The sequence below is a fragment of the Alicyclobacillus fodiniaquatilis genome (assembly GCF_042678105.1).
Classification (GTDB): Bacteria; Bacillota; Bacilli; order Alicyclobacillales; family Alicyclobacillaceae; genus Alicyclobacillus; species Alicyclobacillus fodiniaquatilis.
Genome location: NZ_JBHUCX010000020.1, coordinates 440272 through 459123 on the forward strand (window position 1 = coordinate 440272; position 18852 = coordinate 459123).

21 protein-coding genes, 1 rRNA gene and 1 riboswitch are annotated in these 18852 nt (G+C 51.4%); of the genes, 6 read left to right on the plus strand and 16 right to left on the minus strand.

Going from position 1 to position 18852, the window contains the following annotated elements:
- Positions 1 to 5 precede the first annotated feature (5 nt).
- Positions 6 to 1160 carry an ADP-forming succinate--CoA ligase subunit beta gene (gene sucC / locus ACFSB2_RS08435; protein WP_377942579.1) on the minus strand — a complete coding sequence of 385 codons (1155 nt, stop codon included), beginning with the start codon at positions 1158 to 1160 and terminating at the stop codon, positions 6 to 8.
- A gap of 260 nt (positions 1161 to 1420) precedes the next feature.
- Positions 1421 to 1813, minus strand: a complete 393-nt coding sequence (locus ACFSB2_RS08440) for a hypothetical protein (protein WP_377942580.1) — start codon at positions 1811 to 1813, stop codon at positions 1421 to 1423.
- Between the two features lie 125 nt (positions 1814 to 1938).
- Here ACFSB2_RS08440 and ACFSB2_RS08445 point away from each other — a divergent pair, with 125 nt between their 5' ends.
- From ACFSB2_RS08445 to ACFSB2_RS08465, 5 genes are all read left to right on the plus strand, one after another.
- Positions 1939 to 2415, plus strand: a complete 477-nt coding sequence (locus ACFSB2_RS08445) for a magnesium chelatase domain-containing protein (protein WP_377942581.1) — start codon at positions 1939 to 1941, stop codon at positions 2413 to 2415.
- The gene (locus ACFSB2_RS08450; RefSeq protein WP_377942582.1) at positions 2364 to 3383 is read left to right on the plus strand and encodes an ATP-binding protein; all 1020 of its coding nucleotides are present in this window, start codon (positions 2364 to 2366) and stop codon (positions 3381 to 3383) included. The genes ACFSB2_RS08445 and ACFSB2_RS08450 overlap by 52 nt, the downstream gene beginning before the upstream one ends.
- Positions 3384 to 3452: 69 nt before the next feature.
- Complete coding sequence (locus tag ACFSB2_RS08455; RefSeq protein ID WP_377942583.1) at positions 3453 to 3968, plus strand: NUDIX domain-containing protein; 516 nt, start codon at positions 3453 to 3455, stop codon at positions 3966 to 3968.
- Between the two features lie 31 nt (positions 3969 to 3999).
- Positions 4000 to 5253 carry an enterochelin esterase gene (fes, locus tag ACFSB2_RS08460; RefSeq protein ID WP_377942584.1) on the plus strand — a complete coding sequence of 418 codons (1254 nt, stop codon included), beginning with the start codon at positions 4000 to 4002 and terminating at the stop codon, positions 5251 to 5253.
- Positions 5254 to 5440: 187 nt separating this feature from the next.
- Positions 5441 to 7021: a putative polysaccharide biosynthesis protein gene (locus ACFSB2_RS08465; RefSeq protein WP_377942585.1), complete on the plus strand. Its 1581-nt coding sequence runs from the start codon at positions 5441 to 5443 to the stop codon at positions 7019 to 7021.
- A 40-nt stretch (positions 7022 to 7061) separates the two neighbouring features.
- On the opposite strand, the gene ACFSB2_RS08470 is transcribed toward ACFSB2_RS08465, so the two are convergent.
- The 12 genes from ACFSB2_RS08470 to ACFSB2_RS08525 all read right to left on the minus strand — a co-directional run bounded on the left by ACFSB2_RS08470 (position 7062) and on the right by ACFSB2_RS08525 (position 16924).
- Entirely contained in the window at positions 7062 to 7448 is a 387-nt protein-coding gene (locus ACFSB2_RS08470; protein ID WP_377942586.1) for a YraN family protein, read from the minus strand.
- On the minus strand, positions 7414 to 7677 hold the full coding sequence (locus ACFSB2_RS08475) for an EscU/YscU/HrcU family type III secretion system export apparatus switch protein (protein ID WP_377942587.1): 264 nt from the start codon (positions 7675 to 7677) through the stop codon (positions 7414 to 7416). Before ACFSB2_RS08475 ends, ACFSB2_RS08470 begins: the two co-directional genes overlap by 35 nt.
- Entirely contained in the window at positions 7643 to 8707 is a 1065-nt protein-coding gene (locus ACFSB2_RS08480; protein ID WP_377942588.1) for a hypothetical protein, read from the minus strand. The genes ACFSB2_RS08475 and ACFSB2_RS08480 overlap by 35 nt, the downstream gene beginning before the upstream one ends.
- Positions 8700 to 9368, minus strand: coding sequence for a ribonuclease HII (locus ACFSB2_RS08485; RefSeq protein WP_377942589.1), 669 nt, complete (start codon positions 9366 to 9368; stop codon positions 8700 to 8702). Before ACFSB2_RS08485 ends, ACFSB2_RS08480 begins: the two co-directional genes overlap by 8 nt.
- 247 nt (positions 9369 to 9615) lie before the next feature.
- The gene (gene ylqF / locus ACFSB2_RS08490; protein ID WP_377942590.1) at positions 9616 to 10509 is read right to left on the minus strand and encodes a ribosome biogenesis GTPase YlqF; all 894 of its coding nucleotides are present in this window, start codon (positions 10507 to 10509) and stop codon (positions 9616 to 9618) included.
- A 109-nt stretch (positions 10510 to 10618) separates the two neighbouring features.
- Complete coding sequence (gene rplS / locus ACFSB2_RS08495; RefSeq protein WP_377942591.1) at positions 10619 to 10963, minus strand: 50S ribosomal protein L19; 345 nt, start codon at positions 10961 to 10963, stop codon at positions 10619 to 10621.
- A gap of 150 nt (positions 10964 to 11113) precedes the next feature.
- Positions 11114 to 11260 (minus strand): hypothetical protein, encoded by a 147-nt coding sequence (locus ACFSB2_RS08500; protein ID WP_377942592.1) that lies wholly within the window; start codon positions 11258 to 11260, stop codon positions 11114 to 11116.
- A gap of 59 nt (positions 11261 to 11319) precedes the next feature.
- Positions 11320 to 11447, minus strand: a riboswitch (cyclic di-AMP (ydaO/yuaA leader).
- A 35-nt stretch (positions 11448 to 11482) separates the two neighbouring features.
- Positions 11483 to 12268 carry a hypothetical protein gene (locus ACFSB2_RS08505; RefSeq protein ID WP_377942593.1) on the minus strand — a complete coding sequence of 262 codons (786 nt, stop codon included), beginning with the start codon at positions 12266 to 12268 and terminating at the stop codon, positions 11483 to 11485.
- Positions 12265 to 13908 (minus strand): ABC-2 family transporter permease, encoded by a 1644-nt coding sequence (locus tag ACFSB2_RS08510; protein WP_377942594.1) that lies wholly within the window; start codon positions 13906 to 13908, stop codon positions 12265 to 12267. The genes ACFSB2_RS08505 and ACFSB2_RS08510 overlap by 4 nt, the downstream gene beginning before the upstream one ends.
- Positions 13901 to 15166: an O-antigen ligase family protein gene (locus ACFSB2_RS08515; protein WP_377942595.1), complete on the minus strand. Its 1266-nt coding sequence runs from the start codon at positions 15164 to 15166 to the stop codon at positions 13901 to 13903. Before ACFSB2_RS08515 ends, ACFSB2_RS08510 begins: the two co-directional genes overlap by 8 nt.
- 47 nt (positions 15167 to 15213) lie before the next feature.
- A complete protein-coding gene (locus tag ACFSB2_RS08520) occupies positions 15214 to 15741 on the minus strand; it encodes an acyl-CoA thioesterase (RefSeq protein ID WP_377942596.1) in 528 nt (175 codons plus the stop codon).
- Between the two features lie 163 nt (positions 15742 to 15904).
- Positions 15905 to 16924, minus strand: a complete 1020-nt coding sequence (locus tag ACFSB2_RS08525; protein ID WP_377942597.1) for a M23 family metallopeptidase — start codon at positions 16922 to 16924, stop codon at positions 15905 to 15907.
- Positions 16925 to 17019: 95 nt separating this feature from the next.
- Between ACFSB2_RS08525 and ACFSB2_RS08530 the strand changes: the two genes are divergently transcribed.
- The gene (locus tag ACFSB2_RS08530; RefSeq protein WP_377942598.1) at positions 17020 to 17436 is read left to right on the plus strand and encodes an acyl-CoA thioesterase; all 417 of its coding nucleotides are present in this window, start codon (positions 17020 to 17022) and stop codon (positions 17434 to 17436) included.
- Here the strand turns inward: ACFSB2_RS08530 and ACFSB2_RS08535 are convergent.
- Positions 17422 to 18369, minus strand: a complete 948-nt coding sequence (locus ACFSB2_RS08535; protein WP_377942599.1) for an RluA family pseudouridine synthase — start codon at positions 18367 to 18369, stop codon at positions 17422 to 17424. The two genes, ACFSB2_RS08530 and ACFSB2_RS08535, sit on opposite strands and share 15 nt — an antisense overlap.
- Before the next feature lie 103 nt (positions 18370 to 18472).
- Positions 18473 to 18589 (minus strand): 5S ribosomal RNA (rrf, locus tag ACFSB2_RS08540).
- Positions 18590 to 18852 lie beyond the last annotated feature (263 nt).

An 18852-nucleotide genomic window follows, 5' to 3' on the forward strand; every position in this document is an offset into this window, starting at 1 on the left:
CCTCCTCACACAAGCCCGACAATCTTCTGCGCCGCATCCGCAAGCGAATCTGCAGCGACAATGTTGAGGCCAGATTGATTCAAAATTTCTTTGCCCTGTTGCACATTTGTTCCTTCGAGACGCACAACCAATGGTTTGTCGAGCCCAATTTGCCGCGCAGCGCCGACAACACCGTTGGCAATGACGTCACACTTCATGATACCGCCGAAAATGTTGACCAAGATGCCCTTGACGTTCTCGTCGGACAAAATGATTTTGAATGCAGCCGTCACTTTCTCTTCGTTCGCGCCGCCGCCAACGTCCAAGAAGTTTGCGGGCTCACCGCCGTAGTACTTGATGGTGTCCATTGAAGCCATCGCCAACCCAGCGCCGTTGACCATGCAGCCAATGTTGCCGTCCAGCGCGATGTAGCTCAAATCGTACTTCGATGCTTCAATTTCTTTCGGATCTTCCTCGTCTTCGTCGCGCAGCGCAACAATATCGGCATGGCGATAAAGCGCGTTATCGTCAAAGTTCAATTTGGCATCAAGCGCCAAAACTTGATTGTCCCCGGTCAAAACGAGCGGATTGATCTCTGCGATGGAACAATCTTTTTCCACATAAGCTTGATACAAACCGAGCATAAACTTGACTGCCTTGTTGACCGCTTCTTTCGGCAATTCCAGTTTGAACGCCAGATTGCGCGCTTGGAAAGGCAGAAGCCCTGTCGCAGGGTCAATGACTTCACGGAAGATCTTCTCTGGGTGTTGCGCCGCCACTTCTTCAATTTCGACGCCGCCTTCGGCAGATGCCATCAGCACGACGCGGCCTTGAGCGCGATCAAGGACAAGACCTATGTAATATTCCTTTTTGATATCGGTCAGTTGCTCAATCAACAACCGCTTGACCACTTTGCCCTCAGGACCTGTTTGATGTGTCACCAACGTCTTGCCGAGCAACTCACGAGCGTTTTGCTCAACTTCTTCTAACGACTTAGCCAACTTTACGCCGCCAGCCTTACCGCGACCACCTGCATGAATCTGCGCCTTCACAACAGCCTTGCCGCCAAGTTCCTTCGCAACAGCGACAGCTTCTTCTACGCTGAACGCCACTTTGCCTTCAGGAACCTGCACGCCAAACTGTGCCAGCACAGCTTTTGCCTGATACTCATGGATGTTCACGTGCCATGTCCTCCTTTGTACCGTCAGATACCCGGACAAAAAAACTGGACGAATGATAATTCATCCGCCGGATTTGTCCTTATTCAGCATAGAACACATATTGCGTATTTACAACTTTTTCGGGTATGGAGATGTTGGCCAATTTATCCCGAAAATAAAAATCGGCGCCTTTGTGTGCGGTGCGCCAGCCGCGAAGCCTCAATTGACTGCCCTTTTTATGACAGACACTGTTGACACCGGATGCGTCACGCCAAGCGGGTCTAAGACATGAACAACCGCACAAGCGCGCACAGGTACGCTACAAAGAAACAGACGCATTGCAAGAGCAAGAGCCGCAATGCACGTGCATCCCGCATTGCATTTAACCACAGTCCGCACCCCAGTCCAATGGTTCCAAGCAACAAGGCCCATATAAGCGCTTGCGTGCGCCATGACAGCGGTATCAAGCCACATAAACCAAGCACGACTGTTGCAGCCATCAAAAGATAACAAATGAAGTGCAGCCACGTGTACTTGCCAATTTGAAAGAATTCACGGCGTGGACCGCCCTTTTTTCCCTTGTTTCGGCGGTTTTGGTAATTCCGCAAATCAATGACCTGTCCACGATGCCCTTCATTCTGTTGACGTGATGACCGTTTCCGCGGATTCTCCACAAGCTCCCCTCCCCTGCCAACCTCGCAGCGCGTCTTATCATGAGGTACTTTCTACGATACATTATGGCGTACATTTTGGATTTTTGCTATATCTAGCGTTAAATCAGCGCAAAGGAGTGACCTTTATGCTCGGCACTTCCATCGCCGCGATTCACAGCGGCATTCACGCCGAAACGGTCCATGTCGAAGCGGATGTCACCGGCGGTTTCCCCCGCTTTGCCATTGTCGGACTGCCTGACTCCGCCGTCCGGGAATCCAAACTACGCATTCGCTCTGCCTTTCGCAACGCGCGCCTCCAATTTCCCCAAGGGCGAATCACGGTCAATCTGATGCCCGCCAATTTCCGCAAACACGGTTCCGGCTTGGACTTGGCCATCGCCATTGCCATTTTGCGAGCATCCGGCCAACTGCCACCTGATGACGGGACATGCGCGTTTTTGGCCGAACTGCAGTTATCAGGCAACTTGGCGCCAGTGGAATGTGCAACTGGTTTAGCGCTGCATTTGCTGGCGCTGGTGTGCGCGGCGCCTTTCTGTCAAGTGATCAGACAGTGCCCACCGCATTGTTCAATCATTTCCCCATCGTTATCTCCCATCGTTTAACTGATGTAGTGGCTCAGTTGCGTCACGAAGGTCAAGCTTCCATCGACACCGGTATCCCCATGAACTCGTCCCCAACTGTATTTGACACATATCAACAGTTCGATGACATCATCGGTCGAGCGCACGAAAAACGCATCCTCAGCATCGCTGCGGCCGGTCACCACCACTTGTTGCTCATTGGACCACCAGGTATCGGCAAAACGCTGTTGGCAAACAGTGTGATTCACCTTTTGCCCGACTTGAGCGAACACGCTGCACTAGAAGCATATGCTCGCGCAGAGACCACCGAGAAGGACCCACAGTTGTCCTGCCGTCCCCCGCTGCGTGCCCCCCATCATTCGCTGACGGCTGCAGGCATGATCGGAGGAGGCGTTCCTCTGTTGATGGGCGAAGTCACCCGAGCGCATAACGGCGTGTTGCTGCTAGATGAACTGTTCGAGTTTCGCCGCAACACATTAGACGCCTTGCGCGAACCACTGGTTGAAAATGTGGTCCGCCTCACGCGCGCAGGGCGCACAGCGACACTACCAGCCCGGTTTCTGCTTGCAGCCACCGCCAATCCATGTCCATGCGGCATGCGGGGCTACGGTGAATGTAGATGCCTCGACAGCGAAGTTCGCCGCTATTGGGCACGCTGTTCTGGGCCACTGATGGATCGCATTGAATTGGTTGTCCATATGGATAAACAGACAATCAATCCGATGGATCCATCGAACGACGCCGTCCGTGTGGAGCAATTGCGCCAACAAGTCAAAATGGCGCGCGACATCCTGCGCCAAGCGGACATTCACTTGAATCCGGTCGCCGATAAATTTGTGCATCAACTGCAAGGACGCTTTTCGATGTCACAACGCGCCATCGCCCACTTGAACAGCATATCCGGCACCATCGCAGCGCTGGATGAAAGGGACGTGATCGAAAAAAGAGATGTGGAAGAGGCGATGAGTTTGCGTGTTGGACGACATTAAGCGCGTGGCATAAAGTAATAGATGAGCACGTACAAACATCGTTGCAAACCAGAAAATGAGGTGATCATTATGGCGATGTCGGATTATATACGCAATTTGCGCGACAAAGTTGGCGCTGAACTGTTGTTGCTGCCAGTGGTCGGCGCCATCGTGAGGAATGAAGACGGACAAGTGCTGTTGCAACGCCGCAGTGACAATGGCCAATGGGGCATTCCTGGAGGAATCATCGATCCTGGAGAGGCACCTGCCCAAACCGTCGTTCGCGAAATCTTGGAGGAGACTGGACTTGTTGTACGCCCACAAAGATTGATCGGCGTGTTCGGAGGTGAAGATGCTCGGTTTATTTATCCAAATGGGCACCAAGTCGAGCCCACCATTCTCCTTTTCGAATGTGAAGTGGTCGCTGGCCACTTGAGTTGTGACGACGGAGAATCACTGGAATTGCAATTTTTTCATCCTCATGCCATCACCAAACTCTCCGGATTCAACAATACCCATTTTGCTCGCCTTTTGGATACGCCCTTCCAATGGGACGAACAATGGCTTGACAAAAATGAACTTTCATCCAATCCAAAGCGTACTTGATGATGTACTTGGATAAGGAAGGTGCAATCAAATGAGCTCAAGTGATATGTTGCAAAGTCCGATTCTGATTCAATTGGAAGAGGCGCTGAAATCGGGCGCGCCAAGCGCAGTGGAAGCATTTTGGAAACGTGTGAAAATCCAAGGCACCCCACTGATTGAACCCTATTCTTGTGACGAAACTCACGTGTTGGTCACTTTTCTTTGGCGAGATACGAATCGTACTGGGAATGTAGTCGTTGTACGTGGGCCAGCAGCCTATGACTTTGCAAACAACCGAATGCAACATATAGAAAACACCGATATCTGGTACAAAACATACCAGATGCGTGCAGACGCTCGTTTTGGTTATTTTCTATCCCTCAATGACCCATTGACTATCCCTATGAACTTGGCTGCAGTGGAGAATCGGGGTAAAACCTTCATCATAGATCCGCTCAATTTTCATCCATTCCCGGCAGATGATCCACGCATATCCACCGTAAGCCTGCCAAATGCGCCAATTCAACCCTGGCATTCTCCCCGTCCGTATACACCGCGTGGACACGTGAATGAGTTTACGATCACGAGTGAAATCCTGCAAAACACGCGTAAAGTATGGGTGTACACACCACACAGTTACGCAGACAATCTTCCGCATCGTCTGTTGCTGTTGTTGGATGGTTTCGAATATCTCAATGAGATACCCACGCCTGTAATCCTAGACAACCTGATTGCTGAAAAAATGATTCCGCCTATGGTCGCGGTATTCGTAGGCAATGTCGATGCTCATACGAGAAATCATGAGTTGCTCCACAACAGGGACTTTGCAAGGTTCCTGTCCACTGAACTCTGCGCTTGGATCCACAACCGTTATTGTGTCAGTTACGACCCGAAAGAAATTATCATAAGCGGGGCCAGCTATGGCGGATTTGCCGCTGCCTACACTGCATTGAATTACCCAGAGGTTTTTGGAAATGTCCTATGCCAATCAGGAGAATTTGGCTGGGCGCCACAAGGAGAAAGAGAAGCCGAATGGCTGGCAAAACAATTTATGCATAAAGAATTGTTACCAATACAATTTTATCTCGAAGCGGGCCTTCTTGAGAGCCCTGGAGTGCCCATGCCACCTCAATTTTTGAAAGAAACACCCAGTACACTGCTATCCAATCGCCATATGCGGGATGTACTGCGAGCGAAAGGCTACACAGTCCACTACATTGAATACAATGGTGGACATGATTATATCTGCTGGCGAGGTGGCTTTGTAGGCGGACTGTCATCACTAACGAGGAGCAAATATCGCTAGACGGATCGTAATTGGCTACGTTCTCATTTGAAGCCAAGGTACATGTTCCCGTTACAATGTATCACTCAGCAGCGCTGAATGTAACCTGAGGCTACCGCTGCAGCCGTTCAACGCCTCGTAGCATGTCGCAGGAAAATGGGACATACCATAGGAGTGCAAGTCCTTACGAAAATTTAAGGAGTTACCTATGGCAAAACAAACGTTCATGCGCGGAGCAATGATCCTGGCGACCGCAGGTGCCGCAACAAAAATCATGGGTATGATGATACAGATGGTGGTCGCGCGGAAACTGGGGGCGCAAGGGTTCGGCTTATTCCAGACCATCAACCCCATCTTTTACATGCTGCTTACGCTCGCCACCCTTGCACTCCCAACTGCCTTGTCAAAAGTGATCGCCGAGAACTTGGCGCTCGGGAACATGGCAAAAATTCGGCGCGCATTAACCATTTCCAATGCGACAGTCATCATCCTATCCCTGGCCATCTGCTCTGCATCCATCTATTTTGCACCGTTGATCACGACAAAATGGCTGGACCCCCGAGCGTCTCTTCCGTTCATGGTGGCGCTTCTGCGGATTCCGGTGGTCTGCTTGTCTTCCGTCATGTCTGGCTATTATATGGGTACGCAAAACCAGACGCCGCCTGCGATTGCCTGGGTCATTGAAACAGTGGTTCGCACAGCAATGACCATTCCGCTGATATTGGGTTTGAGTCAGTATGGGATTGAATATGGCGCACTCGCTGTCATGATTGGCGCTGGTGCAGGGGAAACAGCCGGATACCTGTACATGATGTGGCGCTATTACCGGCAGGATAGGCCCGTGATTTCCAGCCAGACCATTCACACGCATCAGCCGGCCAACACGCGCGAAACGATTCGAGATTTGGCGCAAGTTGCACTGCCGACCACCGTGACGAATTTATCCGGCATCATCGCGTTCGCGCTCGAACCTGTCATCATCTATTTTTCGTTTGCTCATATCGGTGTGGCAAAAACAACAGCGACCGCACTCTATGGCTCATTTGGCATGGCAATGGAATTGCTGTTTCTGCCAACTGTCCTCTCGGCATCGATATCGTCGGTCGTCATCCCAGCAGTGTCGGAAGCCGCTGCGATGAAGAATGCGCGGTTGGTCAGCCATCGTCTAAACCAAGTCGTTCAAGTGACTTTTCTCATTGCCTTGCCAGCGACGGTCTTTTTCATTTTATCAGGGCACGATCTCGCCCATTCCTTGTACAAAGACCAATTGGCGGGCGCAATCTTGGCTTATATGGCGCCTGCCTGTGTATTCCTCTATATTCTTGATCCCTTGTCGGCCGTGCTACAGGGACTCAATAAAGCATCACTGTCGACGGGCATATCCCTTTTGACCAGCGGCATTCGCATCGCCTGCATCTACTATTTCATCAGTCAGACTGGCGAGGGTATCTACGGGATTGCCACTGCAATTGCGATTTCAGGCATTGTCAGCACCCTGTTAAGTATGTATTGCGTTCGCAAATTCGTCTCTTTATCCATCAATGTCACAAATTTGGTGAAAATGATCATTGCTACAGGTCTTGCGACCATTCCGATTCACCAAATCCAAGTGTGGCATTTCACTCAGTCGCCCATACTGCAAGTCCTTGGCGGTTTGCTAATGGGCGGCGTCATCTATGTGATGACATTGCTCTATCTTGGCGTATTTCCCATCAAAACCATTGAGAGCATTCCTTGGATTGGCCCTTTGCTGGCACGAACGCTACTGCGCATGCCTTTCGTATCATGAATCACTTTACTAAATGAGCGTGGTCATCTTCAGGCAGCTGCTAAGAGAGTACGCTGACATGCTCCAGCGACTGCAAAACATCGCCTGCAAACGTCAGCCCAACCACATCGAGCGCAACTTGCCTGTCTTCTTGACACACATGATGCGCTGCAAAATAGCGATCCATTTGTTGCACAAGCCGCGCCAATTTCTGCTGTGTCACCGTTTCCAGTGGACTGCCAAAACGATGGCTGCTTCGAGCGCGAACCTCGACAAATACATAAGCGCCATCGTGACGCAGCGCCACAATATCCAATTCTCCATAACGCGTGCGCACGTTGCGATCAATCACCTGCCATCCCAGACATCCAGTCAGATAGCTGCAGGCGCATGATTCGCCTAAAGCGCCCAAATCAAGCTTTGGCACGCTCGCGGTACTGGTACACATAAGCAAGCACCTCTGCGACAGCCTGATATAACTCTGCGGGGATAACACTATCTACCTCAAGCTGTATCAGTGCGTCAACGAGTTCTTGGTTCTCCATGACTGGAACACGATGGTCAGATGCAGCTCGAATGATGGCGTCAGCAATTTCACCGGCCCCTTTGGCGACAATACGTGGAGCTTCCTCTTTTCTCCGTTCATAGCGGAGCGCCACTGCTCGACGTGCTGTCATTGATTCCCTCCTCACCCTGCGTGTCCGCTTGACCTGTCGTCCATTGCACCAAATCCCAACCGCAGGCGGCAAGGGGGTCAGTCAACAATGGCGCACCTTGCTCTAGATGTCGCAAAAGATGCGCATCCGCGCTGACGAAATGAACGAGCAGTTGTGGTCGCTGTGCCGTGATAATGCACGTCAATGGTTGCCGCTGCACTTCCAACTCAATGCGCACACGATGCATCAGTTTCCCGGTTGCACCCATTCTTGTCTGCCTGTGTGCTTCCCATTTGATCCCGCGTCGAACCGTATCGTCCGGATTCAGTGGAGGCAGGAAAAAAAGCCCTCCTCCGACGCGTTCATATGGGTTGTCCAAGACACTGGCAACCAGCCTGTCGCGAAGCACCCAACTTTGTAGCCGCTCTGCGTCCGTCTTTTGCTTTGCCAGGAGAATTGTATCCTGATTCATCGCCGCAAAAGGCAGGAGCGGTGAAGCAACACGCATCTCCATTTGAACCTGTGGGCGACGATTGTCTGCTGCTTGCGCATCGAGAGATGACAGCAGCGTCCACAGTTCGCGAACCGCCCCTTCCGCAAGTTGAATGATTGGGTTTTGCTCTGGTTGTCCGGAAACGGCCGCCGCCGCGGTTGCCTGTGTCTGCGTTGCCTGTGTCTGCGTTGCCTGTGTCTGCGTTGCCTGTGTCTGCGTTGGCTCTTCTTGCATCGCTTTGTTTGTATTTTCCATAGGCTGCTCCACTGGGACTTCCTGCGGAAAATGCGCCAATTGCTGAAGGACAAGCAACTTCCAAGCCCACTCAGCTTTTAAGAGCAAGGGATTTTGTAAGATGCGAAGCGGTAAATGTCGTTCGAGCGCGAACAACGCGTCTCCAGTGCCATCAGGTTGTCTGACATCAGCGGGCTGGTTGGCGGCGGCAGAGCTGCTCGTCCGAACAGCCTCACTGCCTCTTTGGGTTATCGGTGTAGTGCGTTTCAATTGTTCCACTGCGTCAACAATTGATGAAGCACGCGACAACGGACTGCTATCCATTCAATACCAACTCCAGTTGTCTGCTGGAGGCTTCCTGCACTGGCGCAAAACTTCGCCTGTGCACCTCCGTCACACCGAGCTCGTGAAGCGCCGCCAGATGCTGTTTGGTCCCATAGCCGACATGCTGGGCAAATCCATAGCCTGGATAGACTTTATCGAGTGTTTTCATATAATTGTCCCGATACACCTTGGCGACAATCGAAGCGGCGGCAATGGTCAGAGAGCGGTGGTCGCCGCCCACGATGGGGAGTGAGGCCACATTGCCGTGAATCGGGTAAATGCCATCGACGAGCACCAATTCAACCTTTGCCGTCAAAGCGGTAACTGCTCGCTCCATGGCAATTTGGGTCGCTTTCAAGATGTTCAACTCGTCTATTTCCGAGACGTCCGCCAGGCCCACGGCAAACCCAGGTGATGTGTGGCGGATCAAATCGGCCAACGCGTTGCGCCGCGTTTCGGACAGACGTTTGGAATCGTCCACTTCTTCCCAGCTGGCGATATCTGCTGGTGGAAGCACCGCCGCAGCGACGACGGGTCCGGCGAGACACCCACGCCCTACTTCATCGACGCCAGCGTAAATCTGTCCGAAAGCCATCGCTTCATCAAACTGGTGACGCCGTTGTACAGACGCCTGAAATGTATGTAATCGTTTCTTAGCCATGCCACAACCTCCAAGCAGGTGTTCTTGTCTCTGGTAAAACTGAACACACTACTAATGGACATGTGAAAAAATCCTCTATACAATCAAAATCGAACATATCTGGTGTTTGACAAAAGCCTCAAACACCAGATGTATACCTTTTGTCTTTCAATCTGATGGATTTTCACATGTTCCCTAGTTGTAGTGTACATGTCAAAACGCCGCGTGAACAGAAACAGATTGGGAAGAACATTACGTCCAGAATCAATTAACCGTCATTCTCCGCCGTAGGTGGCCATTCAAACGTAATTCGTCCGAGCAATCCTTCCTGCACTTCTTTGACCAGCATCCGCGCAACGCGTTCAACATCCACTTCTCCACCTTTGATCAACATGCCGCGCCGCTTGCCAATCGCCTGAAATAGCGGTTGAACCTGTGGCCAAACCGTTTGAATGTCTGTCCAGGTGATCGGTTCGATCACGTCTAGCTGATACCGCTGACAAAGCAACGCTGGATATTGTTTGGAAGCATATGCGACAAAGAACGCCGCTGCCTCTTCCACGTCGTAAATATGTTCCTTGATGGCGCCGCTGACAGCCAAGCGCAAGCCTTGTTCCGGCGTATCGATTTTGGGCCAGAGGACGCCAGGGGTGTCCAACAATTCGATGTCCCCAAGCTTTACCCATTGTTCCTGCCGCGTCACACCTGGCTGATTTCCCGTCTTGGCGACAGATCTACGGGCAGATTTATTGATGAATGAGGATTTTCCGACATTCGGAATGCCCACGACCATCGCCCGGATGATAATGCGTTTGAGTCCCTTTTGCTTGGCGCGATTGACTTTCTCGCTCGTCGCTTGAAACAGGGCGTCCTTGACGCGCCCTAATCCTTCGCCAGACATGACATTGGCGGGCACCGCCAGGATGCCTTCGGCGGCAAAATGCGCACACCAAGCGTCTGTCGCTTTCGGGTCTGCCAAATCAGATCTGGTCATCACAATGATGTTGGGACGCTTGAAGGCCATTTCTTGGAGCACCGGATTGCGGCTGGAGAGCGGCAGACGCGCGTCGACCAGCTCAATCAAGGCATCCACTTGACGAATCCGACTCTCCATGATGCGGCGAGCCTTCGCCATATGGCCTGGATACCATTGTACTGTCACGTATGTTTCCTCCATCATGTAGGGCTGTATGCGTTCGTTGAGTCGAAAACGAGGATATATACCTGAAGTAAAAAGCGCGGAGGGAACCATGCCCCTCCGCTGCCTGTGGTTATCTCCGGATTTCCTTGATGCGTGCCGCCTTGCCTGAACGGCCGCGCAGATAATGCAACTTCGCACGGCGAACTTTACCGTGACGGGTTACTTCAATCTTGTCAATTTTCGGCGAGTGCAACGGAAATGTCCGTTCCACACCAACCCCATAGGAAATCTTGCGAACAGTATAGGTAGCGCTGATACCAGAACCACGGCGGCGAATAACCACACCTTCGTAGACCTGAATACGTTCGCGCTGACCCTCGCGCACTTTTACGTGCACGCGTACCGTATCACCGGGGCGAAACTCCGGAATGTCCGTACGGATTTGGTCTTCGACCACTGAACGTAATAAATTCATGGCAGAGACCTCCCTTCCCACAAGTGTTCGTGCCCTGATAATATGGACAGAGGACCACTGTAATTACCCGTCGTAGTGTAGCACAATGAAAAGGTTTTGCCAAGAAAAAGATTAAAACCACCCAAAAGGGTGGTTTTAATCTAGAACCAGTTACATTTCATCGACAGGTTCTGCAGGCCATTTATTTATATCGCGATTGACATCATTTGATTTACCAGACTTGCGCGGCGTCATGCGCTGCAACGCCTGCACAATCTCCATATCCCTCATGTAGTCTGGCAATTCCGGTTTCAACATACGACCATCTCCTTGACTGAATTTTTCCATTCAGCCAAGTCCCTCTTTGGATAAAACAGAAAAACACCTACAACGCTTACGGAGTTAGCTGACGGGTTCGGGTGTAGGAAACCCTACGCGCAAAGCGCGATTCACCCCAATAGACTGGGTCCTCCGCTTCCAAATCGGAACTCAGCGACTGGTTACGTAAACTATTCTACGCCAATTCAACCATATGCGCAACTACTGCGCATCGTGCTCAAGTGTCTTCGCCAATGCCAGAGGCACTTGTATTTCTGTATTCTTTTCATCATCTATATCAAAGAACGTCGTATCTGTCGCTGTTGAAACAGGCCCCACTTCATCGACGCTGTTGATAGATTGTGTCTGTACTTCCCGCAGTTTTCCTGTTTTCTGCCCGACGTAAAAGGTATACTGGATACTTTGGTTCGAACTCGTATCCACAGGCTGCAGATCCTCTAATTTTTCTAAGAAAGCGGGCGGTTGTACGAGTGATTGTGGAACTGTCACTTGGTACACATTACAGTACTCATTGACCACAAATACCTTCTTCAATTGGATCAACCGCAGTTGCTGCTTTGCCGCAGTTTGCACCAGTGGCACATAACCGCCGTACGCGTCGAGGTTGGTTACTGCATCGGTATGTGTCCAAGTGCCGTTTTCATCTGCATACGCCACCTGTCCTTGCTGAAAGAAGCTGATATTAAAATTGTTTTCATGCACACTCAGCAACATCTTATCAGGCAAATTGACGGTCCCGTACGCGGTGTACGAAGTGTGCATACTGCCATTTTTCAAACTGACAGACGATTTGATCTTGTACAAGGTCGCGGTTGAACTCGCCAGGATGGCCTGTTCAAGCGGCTTCCAATTGGCATGTTCATCAATCACCGTTGCGGTCGCCGCCGTACTCAATGAACTCGGCTGCTGACCAGGCGCGCAGCCGGACAATGCGCCAATGCATACGAGAGCGAAACAAGTTCCTTTCCACCAGTTGCGTACACTCACGCGCGTTTCCCTCCTTTCGCCTGCCGAATGCGAATCACCCATCCAGCTACGATAAGCAGACCAAATACAATCACCGCTGTCGGCAAGACAGGGAAATTCGACTTTTGCAAGATCAAATACTGCCCGCTGCCATAAATGGAGACCGCCAAATCTTCCGGTCCACCAGATTGCCAGGTAATCGGTGTGACATTGACGACATTTGTCCGAAATACGCGCCAATCCCGCTCTAATTGCCCATTCACATAATGGTACGCTGTAAAATACCGCGTCGCTGCATTGCGAACCATTGATGGATCATCCGTGACGATCTGCGGCGCACCCTTACCTGTATCCAACACCGTCTCAAAGCGGAACGATGCGCTTGGCGCCTGATACACCCGCTGCCAACGCCCATTGCTCGCAACCGTCAAAATGTAGGCGGGAGAAGCGTTCACGAGCACTGCGTCACGTCCGCCGTGCGCCAGCGGGCCAAACACCACGTCGTTCGGTACTGGGTTCGCTTGTGTACCCTTGTATGTCGCAACGACCTTTTTCTGGTCGAGATCGACAACATCAAGCTCATTATCGCCAACCAGCAGCACTTGGTGTGTGCCTGTGGCTGTGAAGTCGCCTTCTCCAACCACACTGCTTGCCTTGACGGCGAGCGAGAATTTCTGTCCTTGATAGGTCCCGACGAGATGACCGTTATCCAACTGCCAACCGCTTGGCTTCGGCGTTCCACCCAATTGGCTGACGACACTGTTCCAATTGCTCTCTTCTTCTTTTACAGCTTGGTTGGTCAGCGCCTGCATCGTCTGCGCATAAGTTGTGGGATACAAAGCAGTTTCCACTGCCTGGTTGCTCGTCATGTAAGGTGACATATACTGCGCAATTTGCCCGTTTGCCACATACCAATGCGCCAATTGAAACGGAAAGAATGATTTGATGAATTGAAGTGGATTGGCTTTGGCCAAATCCTGAATCGATGGCGTGACCCGCTTCACATGACCATTCACCATTTTCAATTCGACAAATCCATACTCTCCCTGCGCTGTAGCGAGCACATTTGCCAGTGCGTCAGGTGAATTTGTCGCTTGGTCCACCAACTGTTCCAACAACGCCTTGGACGGCACATAGGATGTCTGCGTCAACAAAGCCTCGCCCGTCGGCGTGTTGACAACCCCAAACGGCGCAGCCTCCATATCATGCGGATCAATATGCAAGCGGCCATGTTGCACAATGCGAAACTGCGTCAAAAACGGCCAGTTGTTGAATGGCAGTGCCGTGTTCGCCAGCACGACGGCAATGGTCGCCAACACCAGCGGTATGAAGCGGACACGGCCAAACCAAAGCGCTGCAATGAACAGCCCCACTGTGAGGATGAGGCCTATACCCAGCGACTTGAGCATGCTGTCAAAGGCCAAATTCGACAGCCCTTGTCCCAGCAACAAGCTAAACACCGTAAACGACACAAACCGACGCCGCGCATTTTGCGGGATCGATGTGAACCACAAACATATGATGGCCATGACGATAACCACGCCATAGATGGCCAAATCTTGAACAAGCGGCCCGATTACCCAGACACTCAAAGCGTTGACAAAGACGCCCCAAGCGATATAACCAATACACCACAGGATGCGATTGCCGTACTTACTCATCTAGCTGTCCCTCCCGACTCTGTAAACTGCGGCCCCATATCAGGAACAAGCTGACCATCAAAAAGTAGGCAATGATGTTTGGCGCATACTCAAATACATTTTCAACGCAATTGTCGACGAGAAACGCCGTGAGACCAGCAAGTCCGCCCAAAGCAAGGAACTTTTCCTTCCCTTGCGCATGACGAACGACCTTCTTCATCAATTCGCGGATGATGGAGATATGCAGCATGAGAAACAACACAAGCCCCAGCAGACCAGTTTCGCCGAGCATTTTCGCATAATAGTTGTCGGAATAGATGGAATACCCATGTAAAGAGGCGACCGATCCGCCATAGCGGCCCAGCCCCGCGCCGAACAATGGATTGGTCGACATCTGATCAAATGCGTCCATCCAGCGGAGGAGACGACCGCCTTGCGCTGCCTTGAGCATATACACAGGCGAGAACACATCCATAATGCGATGGTGAATCGGCGGCAAAAAGAAGCCGATGACGGCGACAACAGCGATGAGAATCAACAAACGGCGCTGATAGAGTACTGCGACAAACACGACGCCGACAAAGAAGCCCATCCAAGCGCCGCGCGTGAAGGTGAACAGGAGTGTGAGAAAGCAGCATAGACTGCCTATCCCGTAGATCCAGCGCCGAATCCGCACTTTTTCCACCATAAATAGACCAAAGATGATAGGCGTCATAAGCTCCATGTACGCACCCAACTCGTTTGGTGACAAGAACACGGAGAACACGCGCGTACGCACGCTTTCCGTCACATCGACCCAACTGCCTGGGATGGGCGCCTTCATGATGTACTGAAATATCCCGTCCACTGCCACCAGAATCGCCACTGACGCGGCCAAGTGGAAAAACTTCGGCACATCTTCCCGATTCATGATGAACGGCATGAGTAGACCGAAGAGAATGTAATACACATCAAAGCGAAAACCATCAAAAGCAACGGAAGGGTGACCCAAACCGACCATCAGCAAACCAAAACAATACAGGATGAACCAACCCGCAAACTTTGCCCAGCCAAAAGGTATCTCCCGCTGCCCGCGTATGTAACGAGTGAGTGCGATAAGGCTCAAAAGCAACAGCATCAATTTGTCCCAAATGGAACCGATGGGATGGACAAAAGTCCGCAACGTGTAATCGACAATTGGAAAAGCAAGCAATAAATATATGCACCATTTTGCCAAACCGCTGGCAAACGATCTCGTCTCTGCCTTGCCGCCAACGGATAGGTGTACCTGATCTTGCATGAACTTCACTCCTGTAACGCCATTTTGCCTTGTTCATCTTTGCAGATTCATTTGGCTTTCTCGTTTTCAAGACTAGAGATATCTTGTTGGCGCTGTTCTTTGCGCTGGATGCGCAATCGCATCCGCTCCGGCGCCGTCTGATACAGCATTCGCTCTTCTTCCGTCTCGGGAATGACCGGCGGCACCTCTGTTTTATTGCCGTCCTTGTCAAGCGCGACAAACGTTAAGAAGGAAGTCGCAGTCAAACAAAGTTCACCCGTCATCAAGTCTTCTGACTGAACTTTCACATGCACTTCAAGTGATGTTTTATGCGCATACGTGACAAACGCCTCTAAATGAATCGCCTCACCCACTTTAATGGGGGCCAAAAAGTCGAGACTGTCACTCGACGCCGTCACAACCGGGTGGCGGGCGTGACGCATCGCGGCAATTGCGGCGATTTTATCCACATAGGCCATCACCTTGCCGCCAAAGATCGTTCCATAGTGATTTGCATCCGGCGGTAAAACCAAATCTGTAGTTGTGGTTCTCGACAGACGAGCGGGTTTTCCCTCCAACTGATTCCACTCCTTCATATCTGTTCACAGTATGGCAGAAAAGCGGCACGCAGACGACCCCAGTTGGGCCTACGCTGCGTGCCTGTCACTATGTGACATGCAACTTTGCCGACCATGTCCCAAAACCACTCCTACAATACCACACTCCCGCCTGACATGTAGGCATTTTTGTCGATCTCGCTCAATCTTCGTCTTCTTTTGTCGACTTGACAGGCGTCTGGATGATTTTTTGCTTCTGCCGCACCCACTGATTGAGCAAACCGGATGGGCTGAACGCCCATTCGTGCAATCCCGTGTCTTTATATATGCCAAAATGCAGGTGTGGCGGGAATTTCCCCGCTGTTCCCGGCGGCCCGTAGCCTGTACTGCCCACATAGCCAATGACCTGTCCTGGCACAACCAAATCCCCTTGATGCAAGCCCTTCGAAAAGGAAGATAAATGCGCGTAATAATAGTACAAATTGCTCGTATCGCGAATGCCGATTCGCCAACCGCCAAACCGATTCCAGCCCTCCATTTCGACAAAACCGTAACTACAAGCCAATACAGGAGTTCCATAAGATGCAAAAATATCGACACCTTCATGAACTCGACGACCACCCCAACTGCGACCGGCGCCAAATGTATGTTTCACCGTGAAATTGTATTGTTTGGCAATTGGGAAACAATGCGATGTCGCGTTCATACCAAACGTCTCAAAAATCTTCTCAAATGCAAAAATCCGCTCCATCGCCACCGGATCCCGGAATAAATTCCACACCGCGACTTCATCATCATCATCTAACTCTGTTTCACATGACAACCATTTCGCCAATGCGGCAATCCGATCTGCCTCATCCCAAGGCAAGGCCAGAAGATCCCCATCCGCATCTTCACCAAACCCCGCAAACATGTGAATCGAAGCCGGATTTACATCATCCAGATTCGGATTTGCCACACCAGACCACGTGCCGGGCTGAAAATTGTAGCCGTAGTACGGAGCCGCCTCGTGGTCTGTTTTGCTCTTCGTCAGTTCTGCATATCGATCTATCGCAGCCAGCAACGCCCACGGCACCTCATTTGTGTCGGCATATTCTTTGTACAGTGGCGTTAACGCGACTTGTGCAGATACTGACGCATGCACATGGTTGACTGGCGTTAGACACAAGGCCAGCGCCCCCAGCGAAACGCCTGCAATGCGCGCGTGATCCCAACGTCCCAACTGAATCACTCCTCGTACAAACTTCGTACGTTTACGCTTCCCTGACTGGTACAATGTATCCATGGGGATACCACAAGCAAAAGGGGTCGAGTGATTTGTCAGACACACGCATAGGCATCTCTGTACGCTGCACCGAGATTGATGTCAACGGACATGTCAACAACACGAAATACCTTGAGTACTACGAGTGGGGACGTGAGGATTGGTACGAGCAGCACAACTTGCCATATGATGCGCTGTCTGACCAAGGCATCATCACAGTCGTCGCGCGTGCGGAAGTGGATTACCGCGCGGCTGCAAAACAAAACGATCAGTTGTGGATCAGCAGTCGCTTATTGCAGGTTGGTCGGACCAGTTTCCACATGCAGCAGAAAATAGTGGGAGATACGGGCGAGATCGTCAACGAGGCGTTGTTTGTCATTGTGACGGTCGACAGAGAAACAGGGAAACCTGTTCCCGTGCCAACCGCCATTTCACAACATCTATCAGGGAAGGACTCAAACGTCGAATAATTTGTCCCACTTGGCGTCCAATGTGGACAAGTCATAACCGAGTGCCGCCAAATGGCGGCGGAAACGCTGTGGTAAGGGCGCAGTGACATGAATTGCAGACTGAATGTCCAAATGGGCCGCATGTAAATAGAAAGTTGAACCAGCTTTGCGCGGAGCACCGTATTTGACGTCCCCTATCAGAGGGTGGTGAATATGAGACATATGGGCCCTGATCTGGTGTGTACGCCCCGTATCTAGGCGAATCAACAGCAATGAAGTGCCATTTGCCGAAGCAATCGGCCAATACCTTGTAGCGCTCGCCTTGCCGCTGGCATCCACGCGTGTGACATCGTCGTTTACACGCGCCAACGCTGCTTCCACGCTTCCTGGGCTGCGTACGATCCCGTTCACCAGCGCGAGATAATCTTTGCGAATCGCGCCCGTCTGAAATAAAGCGCCCGCCTCCCTCGCCGATCGCGACGTTTTTGCAAATATCACCAAACCAGTTGTATTTCTGTCTAAACGATGGACTGGCGACGGTGAAAAAGCTTGTCCTTCCGTCTTCGGCTCTGCATGATAGAGATACGCTTCCACCTGCGCCTGCAAAGTTGCCGCATAATCGCCGTCCGCCGCATGCACAAGCACTCCTGCCCGCTTGTTGACGATGACAAACTCGTCATCTTCATAGCGAACGTCGATACCGTGCGCGACCCCAGCGAATTTCTCTTTCTGCGGTTTGATCAGCGCTGCGTAATCCTCATCTGCGATGAAAAGTCGCACCTTATCTCCGCTTTGCAATATGGTGTCTCTTTTCGCTCGCTTCCCGTTTACCTTTATCCGACCTGTGCGGATAAACTTATGTACACCTGACAACGGCATACCCGGCAGTAACAAACGTAACCACTTGTGAACTTTTTTTCCATCATCCACATTTGCAATTTCAATCTCTATCATCTTCACGTCCCCTACGGCTTTACTTTGCTAGAAAAGTGCAGTCAATATGCAAAAGCCCCCTGCCACCACATCTCGTGGCGCACAGGGGGCTTTCTTCTCTCTCGCCTGGCAACGTCCTACTTTCCCAGGAAGTCTCCCTCCAAGTATCCTCGGCGCTGGAGGTCTTCACGTCCGTGTTCGGTATGGGTACGGGTGTTTCCCCTCCGCTATGGCCGCCAGACTCGGGTGTTCGTTCATACGGCTTCGGCCTTTCGGCCTGCAGATGTATTCTCTCTCACCCTTCGCCAAGGCTTCAGATTACATATTCGTAACCCTTCACCTGACTAAGCGTCTTGCTTTTTGTACTGTAGCTTTCACTACAGTCTGCCCTTGCTTCTGAACTATGGAACAACCTCTCTTACTGCTTCCTTACTGCGGGTGAAGCCCTCGACCGATTCGTATCTGTCCGCTCCACATATCACTACGCTTCCACGCCAGACCGAT

What these genes read in the sequence shown, in the direction of transcription:
- ACFSB2_RS08445 (WP_377942581.1), top strand. Translation starts at nt 1,939, where the DNA reads ATGCTCGGCACTTCCATCGCCGCGATTCACAGCGGCATTCACGCCGAA.
- ACFSB2_RS08455 (WP_377942583.1), top strand. Translation starts at nt 3,453, where the DNA reads ATGGCGATGTCGGATTATATACGCAATTTGCGCGACAAAGTTGGCGCT.
- fes (WP_377942584.1), top strand. Translation starts at nt 4,000, where the DNA reads ATGAGCTCAAGTGATATGTTGCAAAGTCCGATTCTGATTCAATTGGAA.
- ACFSB2_RS08465 (WP_377942585.1), top strand. Translation starts at nt 5,441, where the DNA reads ATGGCAAAACAAACGTTCATGCGCGGAGCAATGATCCTGGCGACCGCA.
- ACFSB2_RS08470 (WP_377942586.1), bottom strand. Translation starts at nt 7,448, where the DNA reads ATGTGTACCAGTACCGCGAGCGTGCCAAAGCTTGATTTGGGCGCTTTA.
- ACFSB2_RS08475 (WP_377942587.1), bottom strand. Translation starts at nt 7,677, where the DNA reads ATGACAGCACGTCGAGCAGTGGCGCTCCGCTATGAACGGAGAAAAGAG.
- ACFSB2_RS08480 (WP_377942588.1), bottom strand. Translation starts at nt 8,707, where the DNA reads ATGGATAGCAGTCCGTTGTCGCGTGCTTCATCAATTGTTGACGCAGTG.
- ACFSB2_RS08485 (WP_377942589.1), bottom strand. Translation starts at nt 9,368, where the DNA reads ATGGCTAAGAAACGATTACATACATTTCAGGCGTCTGTACAACGGCGT.
- rplS (WP_377942591.1), bottom strand. Translation starts at nt 10,963, where the DNA reads ATGAATTTATTACGTTCAGTGGTCGAAGACCAAATCCGTACGGACATT.
- ACFSB2_RS08500 (WP_377942592.1), bottom strand. Translation starts at nt 11,260, where the DNA reads ATGTTGAAACCGGAATTGCCAGACTACATGAGGGATATGGAGATTGTG.
- ACFSB2_RS08510 (WP_377942594.1), bottom strand. Translation starts at nt 13,908, where the DNA reads ATGAGTAAGTACGGCAATCGCATCCTGTGGTGTATTGGTTATATCGCT.
- ACFSB2_RS08515 (WP_377942595.1), bottom strand. Translation starts at nt 15,166, where the DNA reads ATGCAAGATCAGGTACACCTATCCGTTGGCGGCAAGGCAGAGACGAGA.
- ACFSB2_RS08520 (WP_377942596.1), bottom strand. Translation starts at nt 15,741, where the DNA reads ATGAAGGAGTGGAATCAGTTGGAGGGAAAACCCGCTCGTCTGTCGAGA.
- ACFSB2_RS08535 (WP_377942599.1), bottom strand. Translation starts at nt 18,369, where the DNA reads ATGATAGAGATTGAAATTGCAAATGTGGATGATGGAAAAAAAGTTCAC.